Below are 18,848 nucleotides of genomic sequence, written 5' to 3'. Positions count from 1 at the left end.
CTGGAATGTCTGATGAACCGTCCCCAGCGAGACTGCGCGGGGCGCGGAGCACCCGTCCAATACGCACTGGCGAACGGTCGATAGCGGAGGTCTATCAACCCACCTCAACGCCCCTGTGGCGTGCGTCGATAAACGCCGTCTATCGGCTGGTCGCCGATAGGTCTTGGACGCGGGGGAGCGGGCTGCGGATGGTGAAGGGAGAAGCCGCACGCATGACCTGCCCAAGGAGGACCTCGGACCATGACCGCCCCCTCACCACTGGAGACCGCGGCGAACGCCGACGCACCGGCCGAGCTCACCGACGGGTACCACCTGGTCGTCGACGCGCTCAAGATGAACGACGTCGACACCATCTACGGGGTGGTCGGCATCCCGATCACGGATCTGGCACGACTCGCCCAGGCGCAGGGCATCCGCTACATCGGCTTCCGCCACGAGAGCAACGCGGGACACGCGGCGGCGGCGGCCGGCTACCTCACCAAGAAGCCGGGCATCTGCCTGACGGTGTCGGCGCCGGGCTTCCTCAACGGACTGGTGGCCCTCGCCAACGCCACCACCAACTGCTTCCCGATGGTGCAGATCTCCGGCTCCAGCGAGCGCCACCTCGTCGACCTCAAGCAGGGCGACTACGAGGAGATGGACCAGCTCGCCGCCGCGCAGCCGTTCTGCAAGGCCGCGTACCGCATCAGCCGGGTCGAGGACATCGGCCGCGGCATCGCCCGCGCCCTGCGCACCGCGGTATCCGGGCGCCCCGGCGGCGTCTACCTCGACATCCCCGCCGCGGTGCTCGGCTCCATCATGGACGCAGGGGAGGGTGCGAAGACGCTGAGCCGTCTCGTCGACCCCGCACCGCGCCAGCTGCCCGCCCCCGAGGCGGTGGACCGCGCGATCGAGCTGCTGGCCGGCGCGCAGCGGCCGCTGATCGTCCTCGGCAAGGGCGCGGCCTACGCGCAGGCGGACACGCAGATCCGCGAGTTCGTCGAGTCCACCGGCATCCCCTACGTGCCGATGTCGATGGCGAAGGGCCTGCTGCCCGACGACCACCCGCAGTCCGCGGCCACCGCCCGCTCGCTGGCGCTGAAGAAGGCCGACGTGGTGATGCTGGTCGGCGCCCGCCTGAACTGGCTGCTGAACCACGGCGAGGCACCGCAGTGGAACCCCGACGCGAAGTTCGTCCAGGTGGACATCGAGGCGAAGGAGATGGACAGCAACCAGCCCATCGCCGCGCCGCTCGTCGGGGACATCGAGTCGGTCGTCGAGGCCCTCATCGAGCGCAGCAAGCCGGGTCAGATCGCGGCCCCCGCCGCCTGGCGGGAGGAACTGGGCGCGCGTTCGGCGCAGAACGTCGCCAAGATGGCCGAGCGCCTCAAGGCCGACCCGCACCCGATGCAGTTCATGGGCGCCCTGAAGGCCGTACGCGACGTCATCCGCGAGCGCCCCGAGACGTACCTCGTCAACGAGGGCGCCAACGCCCTCGACATCGCGCGCAACGTCATCGACATGCACGTGCCGCGGCACCGCCTCGACAGCGGCACCTGGGGCGTCATGGGCATCGGCATGGGCTACGCGATCGCCGCCGCCGTCGAGAGCGGGGCGCCGGTCGTGGCCGTGGAGGGCGACAGCGCCTTCGGCTTCAGCGGCATGGAGATCGAGACGATCTGCCGCTACAAGCTGCCCGTCGTCACGGTCATCATGAACAACGGCGGTGTCTACCGCGGTGACGACGTCAACCCCTACGACGAGGCCCCGTCGCCGACGACGCTGATGTCCGCGGCCCGCCACGACGTGATGTTCGAGGCCTTCGGCGGCAAGGGCTACCGCGCGACCACCCCCGCCGAGGTCACCGCCGCCCTCACCGAGGCGCTCGCCTCGGGCGGCCCGGCCCTCATCGACTGCGTGATCGACCCCTCGGCGGGCACCGAGAGCGGCCACATCGCCCACCTCAACCCCAAGGGCATCACCGTCGGCAACATCGTGCCGGCCAAGAAGTGACCGCCCCGTAGGCGACGCACCGCACCCCGAAGCACCGCACCCCGAAGCACCGTTCCCCAGCACCGCCCACCCGCGCACCGCGAACAGACAAGAAGGAAGCCACCATGAGTGAAAAGCCGCTCGCCGGGATCAAGGTGATCGACTTCACCGGGGTCCAGGCCGGCCCCGCCTGCACCCAGATGCTCGCCTGGTTCGGCGCCGACGTGATCAAGGTCGAGCGTCCCCAGGGCGGCGACGTGACCCGCAACCAGCTGCGGGACGACCCCGACCTCGACGCGCTGTACTTCACGATGCTCAACAGCAACAAGCGCTCGCTGGCCATCAACACCAAGACCCCCGAGGGCAAGGAGGTCATGGAGAAGCTGATCCGCGAGGCGGACATCCTGGTCGAGAACTTCGCGCCGGGCGCCATGGACCGCATGGGCCTGGGCTGGGAGCACATCCACGAGCTCAACCCGCGGCTGATCTTCGGCTCGGTGAAGGGCTTCAACGACGACTCGTCGTGGAACGACCTCAAGGTCTACGAGAACGTCGCCCAGGCCGCCGGCGGCGCCGCCTCCACCACCGGCTTCTGGGACGGCCCGCCGACCATCAGCGGCTCGGCCCTCGGCGACAGCAACACCGGCATGCACCTGATGATCGGCCTGCTGACGGCGATCATCCACCGCAACGCGACCGGTGTGGGCCAGAAGGTGTCGGTGTCCATGCAGGACGCCGTCCTCAACCTGACCCGCGTCAAGCTCCGCGACCAGCAGCGCCTCGAGAAGATCGGCTACCTGGAGGAGTACCCGCAGTACCCGAACGGCGAGTTCGGCGACGCGGTGCCCCGCGGCGGCAACGCCGGCGGCGGCGGCCAGCCGGGCTGGATCCTGAAGTGCAAGGGCTGGGAGACCGACCCCAACGCCTACATCTACTTCACGGTCCAGGAGCAGAACTGGAAGCGCACCGCCGAGGCCATCGGCCGGCCCGAGTGGGTCGACGACCCGGAGTACACGACCGCCAGGGCGCGGCAGCCGCACATCTTCGAGATCTTCGCGGAGATCGAGAAGTGGCTGGCCGACAAGACCAAGTACGAGGCGGTCGACATCCTGCGCAAGTGGGAGGTGCCCTGCGCGCCCGTCCTCAGCATGAAGGAGCTCGCCGAGGACCCGGACATGCGCAAGAGCGGCACGATCGTCGAGGTCGAGCAGAAGGGCCGCGGCACCTACCTGACGGTGGGCAGCCCCATCAAGTTCTCCAACTTCAAGCCCGAGATCAAGGGTGCCCCGCTGCTCGGCGAGCACGGCAGCGAGGTCCTGGCGGACCTGGGGTACGACGCGAACGACATCGTGGCCCTGCGCGAGAAGAAGATCATCGTCTGACCGGTTCCGCACAGTCCCACGTGTGCCCCGCGCGATCCGTGCGCGCGGGGCACACGTGCGTCCGGGGCGGTGTGCCCGCGCGGCGCACGGCGAAGCCCCCGGCACCGAGGATCGGATGCCGGGGGCTTCGCCGTGCGGAACGGCGGTCAGGCGGGCAGGATCACCCGAAGACCAGCTTGTCGTTCCAGCCGGAACCGATGACGGTCTTCACCGGTGCGTTCGTGTTGGTGGTGGACGGGTTGTAGATGGCCATGTGGCCGTCCGACGCGAACCGGGCCCAGATGTCCGGGATGCCGTCGTTGTTGATGTCCGGGATGCCGATCGCCGCGTTGACGTTGGCCTCGGTCCAGCCGGTGCCGAACGGGACGTCGCCGTTGAGCGAGTTGGCCGCCAGCATCAGGGAGTTGAGGTCGACACTGCCGGCGACGGAGCCGGGCTTGCCGTGCCGGGCGTACATGTTGCCGTTGTCCAGGTTGCGCCAGAGCAGGTCGGGCGTGCCGTCCTTGTTCATGTCGGCCAGGTTGACGATGTCGCGGCGGCCCCAGGCGTCGGGGTTCATCAGGGTCGCGGTCCGGAAGGTGGCGCCGCTGTAGCCGGAGAGCACCCAGAAGCCGATGTCGGTGCGCAGGACCAGGTCGGGCAGCTTGTCGCCGGTGATGTCGCCGATGGCCTTGAGCTGGGTCCAGGTGGACGGCGCGGGCGCGTTCGACGGGAGGCGGATCTTCAACCGCTGGTTGACGTCGAAGGAGCCGTAGCCGTCGCCGGGGTAGAGCCAGAACGTGCCGTCCGGATTGACGGCGAACAGGTCCGTGGTGCCGTCGCCCGGGTAGGCGTCCTGGTAGTGCGCGATGAGCGCGGGCTTGCCCGTCGTCGCGTTGTACCAGTGACCGGCCGGGTTCAGTGCGGGCTTGCCGCCCGCGCCCATGGTGTACGAGGACGTCAGCTGGCCGTACAGCTCGCCGCCCGGCTGGCCCGGATACGTCCGCAGGACCCCGGTGTTGTCGATGACGAGCAGGTCGGCGGTGCCGTCGCCGCCGGTGTCACCCGGGGCGTCGGCGTTGTCCTTCGGCGGCACGTAGGTCGTGTAGTCCGTCCGCGCGCTCGCGTTGCCGAGGCTGTCGTAGGCGTAGACCTGCAGCGTGTTGGGGCCGGCGTTCAGCGGCCGCAGGTCGGGGACGGTGGCGACGCCGTTGGCGTCGGCGTTGACCGAGACCGCGCCGACCCCGCCCCACGCGTAGGTGAACCTCGCGGCCCCGGGCGATTCGAAGGTGATCGGTCCGGTCAGGCCGAACTTCACCGTCGCCCACGTGGCGCCGTCCGACGTGGCCCTGGGGAACACGTCGCTGGCGACGGTGGGCTGTGACGGTCCGCTCGGGTCCACCGTGATGCGGCAGGGCTCGGTGCCCGGCGGGTAGTTGGTGGACGTCGCACCCGCCGAGTCCTTGCCCATGGCGTCCCAGGAGAAGGTGGTGTTGGTGGTGATGTCCTTCAGCAGCGGGTCGCTGGACGGGATGGTGTACGTGGCGGTGCCGCCGGAGGCGCCGATCGTGATCTCGACACCGGCCGGGACCGTGCCGCCGGTCTTCCAGAACCGGAAGCGGACCTTGCTCATGTTGTTGTCGGGGTCCTTGGCGGTCACCGACAGGGTGATGTTGGTCTTGCCGACCGTCACGCCCGCGCCGGGTCCGGGCGTGCAGGGGCCGCCGGGCTTCGAGGACCCGCCGGTGGGCTCGGACGGGTTGCGGTTGTAGACGGCCTCGATGGTCGCGGAGGTCGCCTTGAACTTGCGCCAGGTCTGCGTGTCCGACTCGCTCGTGGCCCGCATGCCCAGGGTGACGGTCGAATCGCCCCGGTCGGTCGCGTACTGGGCGGCGTCCTTGACGTTGAAGGCCTCGTACTCGTCCGGGCAGGAGCTCGACGACCAGCCGTGCGCGAAGGACTTGCGCTGGATCTCGTCGGACCAGCTCGGCTGCGCGTTCCACGTCGTGCCGGACGAGATCGCACCGGTGCGCCACAGCTGGAACTCGCGGTCCGTGCAGGACCAGGAGTGGTTGTTGAGCACCTTGAAGGTCGCGCTGGTGATCGCCGCGCCCTTGATGGCCTTGTTCCAGTCCATGCGCCAGAAGGAGCGGGCGGTGCCGCCGGTGTCGGACTCGTGGCCCACGCGGGCGTCGGAGGTTCCGGAGGAGAAGTTGGTGCCGTTGAAGAAGCTCGTGCTCGGGTACGGCTTGTAGGCCACCGTCCACGCGTCCCAGCCGGGGTTCAGCGGCGGGTCGACGAACAGCGGGTACGTGACGTCCTCGCGCGCCGCAAGACCGGAGGCGGCGAAGCCGAGGCCGAGCCGGGCGGTGTGGGTGTCCTCGCCGTCCAGGGTGATCGGCAGCGGCGCGGACTGCGCGCCGGGCTCGATGCCGGTCAGGCCCGACAGCTTCAGCACGTCGGCCGGGGTGGCGACGGACTTACGGTCCGGGGTGCCCTCGGGCAGCTCGGGGTCACGGCCGCCGGAGTCCCACGCGAACGGCGTCGGGATCGTGCCGACCTCCTTGCCGGCCTTGTCCAGGACCTGGACCCGGCTGGCCTTGCGGTCCTGCCGGAACACGGCCGTGGCGGAGCGCAGGCCGTACGAGACGGTCTTGAGCGCTTCCTGCCGCGCGGCCTCGGGGGTCTTGACGATCAGGACCTGTGCCATACCGCCCTCCTCGCGGGCGACGAGCAGCAGGTCGACGCCCGGGAGGACCTCGGAGTACAGGGCGCGCGGCCCGTCGAGGACCGGTTCGGGCAACGCGTCCGGCCAGGTGTACGCGACGGTGTGGCCGTCGAGTTCGACCTCGGCGAGCACCGTCTCACCCGGCGTCTCGGTGCGGGCGTAGGAGCGGTCGGCGCGCGTCTTGCGGGCGTCGCCGCTCGCGAAGCGGACGGGAACGGCCGGGTTCGCGGGTGCGATGCCAAGGCCCCTGGGGGCCTTGGCCGTTCGCTTCAGGGTGTTGTCGACCGGGGCCCACTCGCCCTTGGCGTTCTTCGCCCGGGTCGGTGCGGCCGTGATCCGGGTCTTGAAGTGGCCGTCGGGCAGCGCCCAGGTCAGCGTGGTGGCGCTGGTCGCGGTGTCGACGAGTACCTGCTTGTGGGTGCGCACGGCCTGGGCCATCGCGGTGGCCTCGTCGCGCGGGCCGGTGGAGACGGGGGTGGCGTTGGTGGTGCCGCGGCCGGCGGTGGCCGGGGAAGGGGCGCCCGGCTGCCACCACGGCAGCAGGGCGGCGGTCAGGGCGGTCAGCACGAGGCCGAGGGTCAGGGACAGCCGCGTGCGCGTGCGCACGAATGGGCTGAGAAATCGAGGCGGCGCGGTCACGGCGGTCTACTCCCGTGGGAACCAGACGGATTGAGGACAGCACAGACAGCCCCGGTCGGCAGGCCGCGGGGCAGAAGGCGGGCACACGATCACACGTGTGAAGTCTTTACGTCCACGGGTGAAGATTTTATGAATCCGTTACATGGGCGTGGAGCGGACTTGACCGTTTGTTAACTGAGTCCGGTTTGTGGCATATCCGGGACCGCATTGGCGGTGATCATTGGGTTTCCACCATCCTTCTGATTGGTCGTTACTAGAGCGGTCTGATCCGTTACGCACCGTGTCGCAGATCACTTTCGCGGGCTTTCGGCACCCCGCGGCGATCTTGCGTCTGCGGCGGACATGACAGAAGGTGCCACATGCATGCGCCTGAGCCAGGGGTGTGCCTATTGGTGTTTCCGCACCTCGTCCGTCGTTTGAATCGCCAGGGTGGGAGTCGACGCGTATGCGTGCTTCAGGTCGGCTGTCGTGGCTGGGGCGGGGACGCCCAGCCATGACGGAGTCACAACGATGGCGCCGGCGGCGAAGCCGCACGGGGGTCGTCCTTCTGCTGTCCTCGACACTGACCATGACCAGCCTGGGCAGTGAGGCGCTCGCCGTTCCCGGGCCCGGCATGAACCGCGAGAAGTCGATCGCCGAGGTCGACCTCCCGGATCTGCCGGAGGCCACCGAGGTCGAGGGCGACGAGCTGGCCGACAAGACCCTGACCCTCGCACCGGAGAACCCGGTCACCTCGTACACCCCCACCGCCACCGCGGCGTGGACCTCCGGCACCGGTCAGGCCACGCTCGACGCGAGCAGCGCGCCCGGCACCACCAAGCCGGTCAGCAACGACCTGCCGGTCGCCATCGGCGTCCCCGAGGGCGGTGACGCCGCCGCCCTCGCCGGCAACTGGACCGTGGGCGTGGCCCCGCAGACCACCTCGCAGGACGCGGGCGTCTCCGGCATCATCATGAAGCTCACCCCGCCGGCCACCGTCGATCCGGCCGCCGAAGTGGCGATCAGCATCGACACCGCGGGCTTCGCCGACCTCTACGGACCGCAGGCCGTCGAGCGCTTCGGTCTGATGCTGCTGCCCGAGTGCGTCTACTCCTCCCCGACCGAGGGCGACTGCGCCGAGGACGGCGGTACGAGCACGATGTCCCTCTCCGACGGGGACAAGAACGTCAAGAACGGCAGGAAGAACTTCCAGCGCCTGCGCAGCACGGTGACGACCGTGCCCGCCAAGGACGCGCCGACCAACGCCAAGACGGCGAAGAACACCCCCACCCACAAGATCCTCAGCGGCACCATCCCGGTCTCCAGCCTCGTCGACGAGGGCTTCGTCCCCTCCGGGGCGACCAAGGCCTCCTACCGGGACGGCGTCCAGCCCGCGGTCTCCGCGGGCGGCGGCGCCGCCGTCGGTGGCCTCGACACCGGCTCGTCCGCGACCGGTGACTTCACGGCCTCGCCGCTGCTGTCCTCCGGCTCCTGGTCCTCGGGCTCCTCCTCGGGCGCCTTCACCTACTCGTACGACGTCCAGGTCCCGGAGACCGCCGGCGGCCTGATGCCGAAGGTCAACCTGGCGTACTCCTCGCAGTCCGTCGACGGCCGCACCTCCTCGACGAACAACCAGGCCTCCTGGATCGGCGACGGCTGGGACTACAACGCGGGTTCCATCACCCGCACGTACGCCAACTGCCGCCAGGACTCCAAGAAGGCCGGCTCCAACAACGCCACCCACCGCACCGCGGACCTGTGCTGGGGCTCGGAGAACGCCACCCTTTCCCTGGGCGGCATGACCACCGAGCTGGTCTGGGACAAGACCCAGAGCAAGTGGTTCACGGCCAACGGCGACGGCTCCACCGTCCAGGTGATCAAGGGCGAGGCCACCGGCAACGGCGCCAAGGACGGTGAGTACTGGGTCGTCACCACCAAGGACGGCACGAAGTACCACTTCGGCAAGAACAAGCTCCCGGGCTGGTCCGACCACGGCACCGCCGCCGACGACCCGACCACCGACTCGGTGCTCACGGTCCCGGTCTACGGCAACCACTCGGGCGAGGACTGCTACAAGGGCTCCACGACCACCGACTGGACGAACTCCTGGTGCACGCAGGGCTGGCGCTGGGGCCTCGACTACATCGAGGACGTCCACGGCAACGCCATGTCGCTGTGGTGGAAGAAGGACGCCCCGAACTACTACGCCCGCAACTTCAACTTCAAGGCGCCGGTCCCCTACGACCGTGACGGCTGGCTCGACCACATCGACTACGGCCAGCGCAACAACAGCATCTTCACGGCCGAGGCCCCGGCCCGGGTTGGCTTCAAGGTGGCGGAGCGCTGCTACACCGTCGACGACGTCACCTGCTCCGACGCCAACTTCGCCTCCAAGGACCCGCGCAACTACCGGCCCTGGTTCGACACCCCGGCCGACCTGCGCTGCGAGGCCGGCAAGAAGTGCTGGAACGCCGGTCCGTCCTTCTGGACCCGCAAGCGCCTCGACAAGATCACGACCTCGGCCCAGCGGCTCACCACCACCACGGCCCGCCAGGTCGTCGACGAGTACCAGCTCAAGCAGAGCTTCGCCAAGCTGCTGACCGGCCCGAACACGGCCCTGTGGCTGGAGTCGGTCCAGCGCACCGGCTACGCCCGCAAGGGTTCCACCGACGCGAGCGTGAAGCTCAACACGGTGCGGTTCGAGCCCAACGCCGAGGACATGCCGAACCGCGTCAAGAAGGTCCACCCGTCGCGTCCCGGCTTCTCCCGGCTGCGCATCGGCCGCGTGGTCAACGAGTACGGCGGCGAGACCATCGTCACGTACAAGCCGATCGAGGGCGACTGCCTCTCCGGCAACCTGCCCGTGCTCGACCAGCAGCCCGGCGAGGACAGGGCCACGGCCATGGCCCGGCTGCAGGCCCAGCTCAAGGTGAACGACCGGCTCTGCTTCCCGTCGTTCTGGAACCCCGACCCCGAGGTCGAGGACGTCGACTGGTTCCACAAGTACGTCGTGGACACGGTCGAGGAACTGCCGAACATCGACGGCAGCTTCACCACCAGGACGGAGTACCGGTACAAGAACCCGGCCTGGAAGCTCGCCGAGGCCGAGTTCACCAAGAAGTCCCAGCGCACCTACTCGCAGTTCGCGGGCGTCGAGCAGACCACGGTCCTGACGGGTCCGGTCGTCGAGGACACCCCGGACACCGTCGGCCAGCGCTCCAAGTCCGTCACCCGCTTCTTCCGGGGCCTCGGCGACACCGTGTCCGTCAAGGACATCACCGGCGCCGAGATCGCCAAGGACCGGGAGCCGTTCGCCGGCCGGATCGCCGAAGAGATCACGTACACCGACTCCACCAAGGCCGACTCCGACTGGCTGTCCCGCTCGATCACCAGGCCCGAGGCCATCGAGCTCGCCAAGCGCGACCGCGACGACGGCCTGAGCCCGCTGCGGGCCTGGCGGGTCACGGAGCCCGAGGAGATCGCGTACACCAAGTCGTCCGGCACCAACACCGACGACCCGCGCACCCTGCGCACGGTCAAGACGAACACGACGTACGACGCGACCTACGGTCTGCCGATCCTGGTGGAGTCCCTGGGCGACGCCGACTCCACCAAGACCGGTGACGAGTCCTGCACCAAGCTGGAGTACCTGCACCGGACCGACAAGAACCTCATCGGTCTGTCCAAGCAGTTCCTGGTCTCGCCGACGACCTGCGACAACGCCGACTGGGCCGACCTGTCGACGCTCAGCGGCGGCCAGCGCACCGCGTACGACGGCACGGCGTACGGCACGGCGCTCGGCGCCTCCACCCGTGGCCTGGCCACCGAGACGTGGACGCTCAACGGCGCCGGCACCGGCTTCCAGACCGCCGGTACCAAGGAGTTCGACGCCATCGGGCGCGTGGTCAAGGAGACCCCGGCGGACCAGCTGACCCAGCAGAATCCGAAGTCCGGCACGATCACCTATGACTCCATAGGACCGGCCACGGGCCAGGTCTTCAAGGTGACCACGACCAACGTCCTCGGGCACAGCCAGATCCAGGAGCTGGAGCCGGGCCGCTCGGTCACCGTCAAGACGACCGACGCCAACAGCCAGGTCAGCGAGGCCGTGTACGACCCGCTGGGCCGGCTTGCCGAAGCCTGGGCCCCGGGCCGCACCCCCGGCAACGGCGTGGCGGACTTCCGCGCCGTCTACACGATCCCGGCGGAGGAGACCGACCCCACCGACGCCAACATCAAGATCCGCAAGCCTCCGTACGTCACCACGTACGCGCGTGGCTACGAGGACCGGATCGAGACCTCCGTCACCCTCTACGACGGACTCGGCCGCGAGCGGCAGACGCAGGAGGAAGCCGACAACGACGCGGGCTGGCTGATCACCGACACCCTGTACAACAACTCCGGTGAGGTCTACCAGACCAACAACGCCTACCTGACCGACGAGGCGAAGCCGGGCGAGCTGTTCAGCCCGCTCGCCGACACGGCCGTCCCCAACATCACGCGCTACACCTACGACGGTCTCGGCCGCGTGCTGAAGGAGACGCCGTACCTCAAGTGGATCGACGAGAACACCAAGGAGTCCTTCTCCAAGGCGTACGAGGACCGGGCCGTCCGCTACGAGTACGGTGAGGACTGGTCGAAGGTCATCCAGCCGGAGGGCGACTCGACCTACCGCGTCTGGACCGACGCGCTCGGCCGCACCGTCCGGACGGACACCTTCAACCCGGCGGCCCCGGGCGGGTTCACGTCGACTGACTACGAGTACGACGCTCGCGGCCAGGTCAAGACTGCGACTGCCTCCGAAGACAAGTCGCACCCGTGGTCGTGGACGTACAACCACAGCGGCCAGCTGGAGACGGCGACCGACCCCGACTCGGGTACGACGCGTACGACGTACGACGCCTTCGGCCGGCCTCAGACGGCCACGAACGACCGAGGCGTCAAGGTCTGGAACAGCTACGACGAGCTGTCGCGGCCGAAGGAGGTGCGGGAGAACGACTCCAGTGGCAAGCTGCTCTCCTCGTTCACGTACGACTCCGCCACGGGCGGCAAGGGCATGCCCGCCACCGCCACTCGTTACACCGACGGCCTCGCGTACACGCAGACGGTCAACGGCTACACGAAGGACTACCAGCCGACCTCGACCACGCTGTCCCTGCCGCAGTCCATCGTCGACACCTGGGGCCTGAAGAAGGAATACAGGTACGACTACACGTACAACGACAACGGGATGCTGGACGAGTCCACCGTTCCGGCGGTGGGCAACTTCGAGGCGGAGAAGCTGGTCGTCCGCTACAACAAGGACGGCAATCCGCTCTCGATCTCCGGCAAGGACTGGTACGGCTCCGAGACCGCATACGACGCCTACGGCCAGGTGCTCCGCTCCACGCTCGGTGCCCAGCCGTACCGCGTGTGGACGCAGAACTCGTTCGACGAGGGCAGCGGCGAGCTCAAGGAGCAGTCGGTCTACCGCGAGAAGACGGACGACAAGACCGTCGTCGGCGGAAACCTGGTGTCCAACCGGGCGTACACCTACGACCCGGCCGGCAACGTCACCTCGATCCAGGAGAAGTCCGACGGGATCGCGGAGCGCCAGTGCTTCGTCTACGACCCGCTGGGCCAGCTGAAGTCGGCCTGGACCGCCAAGGACCAGACGACCTGCGTCAACCCGAGGAACCCTGACGGCTCGCTCAACAAGAACGCCGACGGCACGCTCCGGGTCGCCGCGGGCGCGGACGGCTCCGGCTACTGGCAGGAGTTCGAGTACGACCTGCTCGGCAACCGCACCAAGCTGACCGAGAACGACCTCGCAGGCGACACCACCAAGAACGCGGTCTCCACGTACGCGTACGGCAAGAACGCCGCCAAGGACCAGCCGCACACGCTGACCAAGGTGTCGAAGACCTACAAGACCCCCGCGGGTGCGCAGATCACGGCCGAGGCCACACGTCTGTACGAGCTGACCGGTGAGACCAAGTCGGTCACCTCGGTCCAGAACGGCGACAAGCAGGACCTGACCTGGACCTACGACGGTCAGGTCGACCGGATCACCGGCCAGGGCTCGGGCGGCAAGACCTCGTACGTGGGTCTCGGCCAGAAGTGCCTCGACCTCAAGGGCGGCCTTCCGTCGGCCAACCAGGTGATCCAGCTCTACTCCTGCAACTCCTCGGGGGCGCAGAAGTTCAAGTTCACCCCCACGCCGGGGCAGGCCAACTCCAACCGGGGCACGCTCTCGACTCAGGACACCTGGTGCCTCCAGCCCACCGCGGCGTCGGTCGGGTCCGCGGTCCAGATCCGCAAGTGCGACGGTTCCGCCCTGCAGGAGCTGCAGCGCAACGCCGTCGGGCAGCTCATGCTGGCCGGCACTCCCACCTTGTGCCTCGCGGTCCAGGGCGCCGTCAACGCCAACTCGACCCCGGTCGTGCTGGCGACCTGTGACGGTTCCTCCACGGCGCAGCTGTGGGAGCCGCAGAACGACACCCGGCACATCTACGGCCCCGACGGGTCCCGCCTGCTCACCATCCAGGGCAAGCAGGCGACCCTCCACCTGGGTGAGGCCGAGGTCACCGTCCAGAAGGGCGGTGTCCTGGTCAACACCCAGCGCACCTACGCGGCGCCCGGCGGCGCGGTCATGCGCTACGCCTACGGCACCAGCGCGGACGTCCTGGTCGCCCAGACCACAGACCACCAGGGCAGCGCCTACACCGAGGTCGTCCTCAGCGGCACCATGAAGGTGCGCATCCGCAAGCAGGACCCCTTTGGCAACGAGCGCGGCAGCGCCGGTGCCGGCCTGCAGAACCACAAGGGATTCCTGGGCCAGACCACGGACGACGCCTCCGGCTACCAGCCGCTCGGCGCCCGCCTCTACGACCCGGTGGTCGGACGCTTCCTGTCCGTCGACCCGGTGCTCGACCTGAACGACCCGCTGCAGTCCAACGGGTACGCCTACGCGCAGAACAACCCGGTCACGTACTCCGACCCGACGGGTCTGTCCATCAGCCTGACCGCTTCGGAGAAGGCCGCGGCCCTCGCCGGCGCGGGTCTGTCCGCTGCGCAGGTCGCGCAGGCGCAGTCGATGCAGGGCAAGTCCCTCACCTCCGTCATCCTGGCGGTCGCGTGGGAGACGCTGAAGGACTTCATCGGCATCAACGACGCCATCGCCTGTTTCGGCGGCGACATGTGGTCCTGCGTCAGCATCGCGGTCGACGCCATCCCGTGGGCCAAGCTCGGGAAGATCCCGGCGGTGATCAAGGCGGTCAACCGCACCATCGACGCCATCAAGGCGTTCAAGGTCGCGAAGCGGGCCGCCGAAGCCGTCCTCAAGGCGGCCAAGGCCGCCGAGTCAGCCGCGCTACGGGCCAAGAAGCTGGCCATCGAGAGGGCGAAGAAGGAGGCCGCGCAGAGGGCCAAGAAGAAGGCGGCCGAGGCCGCCAAGAGAAGAGCCGACGCAGCGGCTGCCGCGAAGCGGAAGACGGGTAACCCCGCCCAAAAGCAGTCCCAGGCCAAGGCCGCACCCAAGTCCTCCTCGCACTCCGGTGGAGGCAAGGGCGGCGGTGGCGGCGGAGGCGGCGGCAAGTCCGGCGGTTCCTCGCGCAGCAACGGAGGCAGCAGCGGTGGCGGTGGCTCCGGCAAGTCCGGGGAGGGTGGAACCTGCAACAGCTTCGTGCCTGGCACGAAGGTGCTGATGGCCGACGGCTCCACCAAGGCGATCGAGAAGGTGAAGGTCGGCGACAAGGTCGTCGCCACGGACCCCAAGACCGGTGAGACCCGCACCGAGACGGTCACCGCCGAGATCAAGGGCCGGGGCCTCAAGCACCTGGTCAAGGTCACCATCGACATCGACGGCAAGCACGGCTCGAAGACCGCCGAAGTCACCGCGACCGACGGCCACCCCTTCTGGGTCGCCGAGCTGGGCGAGTGGATCAAGGCCACCGACCTGAAGTCGGACCAGTGGCTCAGGACCAGCGCCGGCACGTACGTCCAGATCACGGCGATCGAGCGCTGGACGGTCAAGCAGTCCACAGTCAACAACCTGACGGTCTCCGACCTCCACACGTACTACGTGCAGGTCGGCGACACATCGGTACTCGTCCACAACTGCAACGAACGCGGCGGTCTCAGCAATCAGGAGGAAGCTGAGCATGCTTACATAGCCGCCGACGTTTTGCAGCAGGCCCGCCACCGCGCCACGAACGAGACCATTCCCGGAGTCAGAGGTGACCAGGGAACGTTCGGTACAACGGCGGTCATCGGGGTTCGAGACGCGTCAGGAAACATTACGGTGCGGACAGCTGTGAACCACAGTGGGCCCGCTCCTGATAGTTGGCCGCAGTGGGCTAAGGATGCCTTCGTCCCGGGCGAGGGGCACGCAGAACGGACGATTTTGAACAACCTTGCCGAAGGTGAACAAATCGTTTTCGGTGCAGCGTCTCGCAACGTATGCTGGAAGTGTCATTCTCCGCTGTCGGGGGATTCGGGAATAGTATTCGGTGGTGGCAACTTTCCCGGTGGCCCTAAAGCTTCGCCGTGGCGGATGTTCTGGCGGCAAGAGTGAGATTGCGACCTCTCGAAGGCGTGTATCATGGTCTGGCGCTCGATCCGAACTTCGCGCGTACCGATTCCATCCCATGGCTAGCATTTTGGACGGGATATGTCCTTTCAGGTTGGCGGCGAAGTTGTCGTCTCGTGTGAGCCGGCAAGTGCTCGAGTGGTGGCCGTGACTTCCCGGTATGTCATGGTCGAGTGGCCTTGGAGGGTCGTCGACAACTCGGGTAATATTCGGTGGGACGGAACGGTCGCGTTGCCTTATGGTGAAAGCGCCACGGAATGGGTTCCGTGGCGACTCGAGCCGGCAGCATCCGAGCTCCATGCGGGAGCGGCTTGTAAAGTCTCAATCCCCCCGACACGTGTGCATGTGGGATATTACGAAGAGTACAAACCTTCTCGCAGCCTAGGTTGGACTCCTGCACCCACCGCGGGCATGTATGTGATCCCACTGGAAAGTGTTGACCAGGAGGATTCGGGCTGCATGCTCTACTTGGGCGGTGCTGATCCGATCCGAGTGGAGCCGGAAGAATCTCCCATGTGAGTCCCGCAACGAGTTCAAGTTCGCCACGGTCGCCGAGATTGCCGCTCAATGCTCAGCTTGCTTAGCTGTGTTGGCTCAGGGCGGTGAACCCGACGCGTTCGCAGATCTTGTGCGGCACGAGCAACTTGTGACGCGGCCTCAAGTGGGACAGACTGCAGGTGCGTGTCATGATCCTGTGCATAAAAGCACTCGATCATGGCACGCACCGTCGGTGCGTGCCATGATCGAGTGTATGGAAGCACTCTATGGGTATTACGCTGCCGCTGATGATCAGGACGCCAGCCGAGCGGTATGGCTTACGAGCGGTGAAACCAGTGGCGACGGGTTTGATCAAATTCTGGTGCAGAACATCGACCCGAATGTTGATTTGCTGCCCGTTGAGTTTGCCGTGACAGGCCGACCCGCCAGCGTGATCAAATCCGACCCTCGGCACGGACGCGTGGTGGCAGCGCTGGAAGACGGCGAGGTTGTCTGCGTGTCGCTGACTGACGCCTTCCGTGACGCATTCGCGGGAATAGGCCAGGATTTTCTACACGATGTTGCCCGCGGCTGGGCCCGTTCCGCTCGCTTCACGACACCGCCGGACATCGAACAACTGGACCGCTTCCTTCAACAGCTCGCGGCACTCGCGGAGCGTGCAGTCGCTCGGGGACACGGCTTGTACTGCTGGATACGGCGGTAGCCCGCTCTGCCGCTGGAAGAGTCCGCCCGATCAACTCCTCGAGAGCGTCGGGCCCAGAAGACCCGCCGGCAGACGCGGCAGTCGCGAATTGCTGCAGCCTGCGCGGAGGTCAGGTGGTCGTCGTCTGGTCCGCCTTGGCGGCCGCCACCTGGCGGTACAGATCCTTCTCTTTGGCCCGCCGCTCGGTGACGTCCCGGATGACGGCCCCGACATAACCCGGCTGGCCGTCCACGCCGTTCAGCAACACCACGCTGAACTCGATCGACAGCTTCCGGCCGCCAGCGCCCACCGCGGGGACTGTGAGGAGGTCGTCGTCCCCGTACTTGGTGGTGCCGCTGGCCATGGACTTCTCGAAACCGTCCCAGTGACGCTGCTGATGCCGCTCCGGGATGATCACGTCGAGACTGCGGCCGTCGACCTGGGCGGCGGAGAACCCGAAGATCCGCTCCGCCCCGTGGTTCCAGTAGCGGATGAGACCCTCCCGGTCGATGATCACCACGCCGTCAGGCGCCTGGGCCGTCATGCCCAGCACCACCTCGGGGTTCAGGTCTGCCATGTCGCCTCCGGCCGTCGGGCTGTCCACTGGGCTGCGGGCATACAGCATACAGACTTCACGTGTCACGGCCATGGGTCTGTTCGGGTGCGATGCGCGGTTCCGTCAGCGCGTGGCACACGTGAGCTTCTCCACGGTGCGACGTATCCGCGACCTCAACTCCGCGCCACCAGGCCGTAGTCCTGGCCCGTCAGCAGGAGCGCGCCGGAGAGATCGCTTGAGGGGAGCAGGAAACCGTGGTCGCGCCACGGCCGATGGGACAGGATCCGGTCGGGCTGTGTGCTGCCAACGGGTCATCGGCGCCGGCCGCGTTCGTGAGCCCTGCCAGGGCGCAAGGGAAGCCGGTGGCGTGAGCAGTCGCCTTCAGTCGACCCGCGGGCCTGCGGTCCAAGTCGCCGGGGCAGGCATCGGGACCGGTAGTCTGCTGCCCGCCCTTACCCCCAGTCACCTCCGCGGGATTGAGCGGCGTTGGGACCGGTGCAGTTCGGCAGGGACGAATTCCGCCCGGGCATGCTGCAGGCAGAGTTCTCGATCAGCTGTAACGATGGACCACGACCCAGTAGTCGTATTCCTCCGTCGTCACTGCGCACATGCAGCGGCCGTGCGTGGAAAGGGCCAAGAACTCCGGTGACTGCTCGTCCTGGAGGCTGGAGGCCAGTTGCGCGCCTTCCTGCCACTGGACGTGAGTCCAGCCGAGGGCGCGGCTGTCCGGGCCTGCTGCGCTGATCAGGAACAATCCGTCCGGGTCGAAGAGATTGTTCTGGGAGGCGTGAAGGAACCACAGACGATCCACCTCCGGCAGGGCTGCGGCGTCGTGTCGGACGGTGGCGACAGGCGTCGTCTCCATGCTCGCCACCTTCCGTGCCGCGTCGAGAACAGAGGAAACGCCCGGTGGCGGCGACGTGTCGAGGACCTTCAGTCCGCTCCCTGAGAACCTGCGCACGCGCCGCTCATGGTCCGTCATTTCGTCCGCTCAAACTGCTCGTGGGCAACTGCGCGCCGTAGGCCGGTACCCGCACCGGGAACGTCTCTCCACGCGCCTGGGCGAAGCGCTCCAGCGCCGCTTCGTCGGTGCACGCGAACAAACGGCGGATGCCACCCGCCTCGGCGGACGGCGTCGAACCGTCGATCGCGGGCGGCAGTAGCTCGCTGCGGCGAGACTCGCCCCGCCCCGTCGCGGCGAGATCGACAAGCCGCAGCCGCAATGCCTCGGCGCTCACGCCGGCCACCCCCGTAGTGCGTCGCCATTCGTCGTACAAGCGGCCGACCACGCTACTGGGTTGGGTGTTGCGCGTACCAGTTGACCCATGTCACACCGCCCGCGACGGCACGCCGGTCAGGTCACGGCGTGGGTGGAGCCGCGTGCGATCCAGGTGTCGTCGTGCCTCCTCACCCGTCCACAGGTGCGTCGTTCGGCAGCCAGATTGGCTGGAAACCATCTGGCTCCTTCGTGGTGCGATGGCACGCACGCCCCCATGGGTTCCGCCGGTGACCGGGCAGGCGAGGGTCCCACCGCCGGCCGCCGCCACTCGTGCCGCCCCGGTCCGCTGCCGATGCGGGACGGCGGGTGGGGCCCTCGTATCAGGAGTTTCGCCACCCGTGCCGGTATCCGGCTGACCAGCGACAGCGTGAGGCCTGTGCGCTGGTGGCGCCTCGGAGAACCGATCCTCTGGCACCCGCCATTCGGCGTCCGTGGTGGGCGGCCGGAACTCGCCGGGCGACCAGGTTTGACGGACCGTCACCCCCCGTGCTGGGGCAAAAAGACCAGGTAGGCCGCTGTCTTGTGACACCTCGGCGAGCGCCTCTCCGGAATCCGGACAATGATCTCCGCACTCGTGACAGTAGGA

8 protein-coding genes are annotated in these 18,848 nt (G+C 67.9%); 4 read left to right on the top strand and 4 right to left on the bottom strand.

From position 1 onward, the window contains the following. Positions 1-240: 240 nt before the first annotated feature. Both oxc and frc read left to right on the top strand, forming a co-directional pair. The gene (gene oxc / locus ACFV3E_RS31420; protein ID WP_500537739.1) at positions 241-1,992 is read left to right on the top strand and encodes an oxalyl-CoA decarboxylase; all 1,752 of its coding nucleotides are present in this window, start codon (positions 241-243) and stop codon (positions 1,990-1,992) included. 104 nt (positions 1,993-2,096) lie between these two features. After that, entirely contained in the window at positions 2,097-3,353 is a 1,257-nt protein-coding gene (frc, locus tag ACFV3E_RS31415) for a formyl-CoA transferase (RefSeq protein WP_500364788.1), read from the top strand. Positions 3,354-3,513: 160 nt separating this feature from the next. Here frc and ACFV3E_RS31410 read toward each other — a convergent pair whose 3' ends face one another. Then, a complete protein-coding gene (locus ACFV3E_RS31410; RefSeq protein ID WP_500537738.1) occupies positions 3,514-6,699 on the bottom strand; it encodes a DNRLRE domain-containing protein in 3,186 nt (1,061 codons plus the stop codon). A gap of 568 nt (positions 6,700-7,267) precedes the next feature. Here ACFV3E_RS31410 and ACFV3E_RS31405 point away from each other — a divergent pair. Both ACFV3E_RS31405 and ACFV3E_RS31400 read left to right on the top strand, forming a co-directional pair. Continuing rightward, the gene (locus ACFV3E_RS31405; RefSeq protein ID WP_500537737.1) at positions 7,268-15,232 is read left to right on the top strand and encodes a polymorphic toxin-type HINT domain-containing protein; all 7,965 of its coding nucleotides are present in this window, start codon (positions 7,268-7,270) and stop codon (positions 15,230-15,232) included. A 766-nt stretch (positions 15,233-15,998) separates the two neighbouring features. Beyond that, complete coding sequence (locus ACFV3E_RS31400; RefSeq protein WP_500537736.1) at positions 15,999-16,448, top strand: hypothetical protein; 450 nt, start codon at positions 15,999-16,001, stop codon at positions 16,446-16,448. Positions 16,449-16,557: 109 nt separating this feature from the next. On the opposite strand, the gene ACFV3E_RS31395 is transcribed toward ACFV3E_RS31400, so the two are convergent. From ACFV3E_RS31395 to ACFV3E_RS31385, 3 genes are all read right to left on the bottom strand, one after another. Continuing rightward, positions 16,558-17,004, bottom strand: a complete 447-nt coding sequence (locus tag ACFV3E_RS31395) for a PAS domain S-box protein (RefSeq protein WP_500537735.1) — start codon at positions 17,002-17,004, stop codon at positions 16,558-16,560. 529 nt (positions 17,005-17,533) lie between these two features. Continuing rightward, positions 17,534-17,848: a hypothetical protein gene (locus ACFV3E_RS31390; RefSeq protein WP_500537734.1), complete on the bottom strand. Its 315-nt coding sequence runs from the start codon at positions 17,846-17,848 to the stop codon at positions 17,534-17,536. 103 nt (positions 17,849-17,951) lie between these two features. Continuing rightward, a complete protein-coding gene (locus tag ACFV3E_RS31385) occupies positions 17,952-18,221 on the bottom strand; it encodes a hypothetical protein (protein ID WP_500537733.1) in 270 nt (89 codons plus the stop codon). Positions 18,222-18,848: the final 627 nt, after the last annotated feature.

This window comes from Streptomyces sp. NPDC059718 (assembly GCF_042733315.1).
Lineage (GTDB): Bacteria > Actinomycetota > Actinomycetes > Streptomycetales > Streptomycetaceae > Actinacidiphila.
This window is presented reverse-complemented; position numbering and strand designations above follow the sequence as displayed.

Coding starts and splice junctions, on each gene's coding strand:
- oxc (WP_500537739.1), top strand. CDS start 241: ATGACCGCCCCCTCACCACTGGAGACCGCGGCGAACGCCGACGCACCG.
- frc (WP_500364788.1), top strand. CDS start 2,097: ATGAGTGAAAAGCCGCTCGCCGGGATCAAGGTGATCGACTTCACCGGG.
- ACFV3E_RS31405 (WP_500537737.1), top strand. CDS start 7,268: ATGACCAGCCTGGGCAGTGAGGCGCTCGCCGTTCCCGGGCCCGGCATG.
- ACFV3E_RS31400 (WP_500537736.1), top strand. CDS start 15,999: ATGGAAGCACTCTATGGGTATTACGCTGCCGCTGATGATCAGGACGCC.
- ACFV3E_RS31395 (WP_500537735.1), bottom strand. CDS start 17,004: ATGGCAGACCTGAACCCCGAGGTGGTGCTGGGCATGACGGCCCAGGCG.
- ACFV3E_RS31390 (WP_500537734.1), bottom strand. CDS start 17,848: ATGGAGACGACGCCTGTCGCCACCGTCCGACACGACGCCGCAGCCCTG.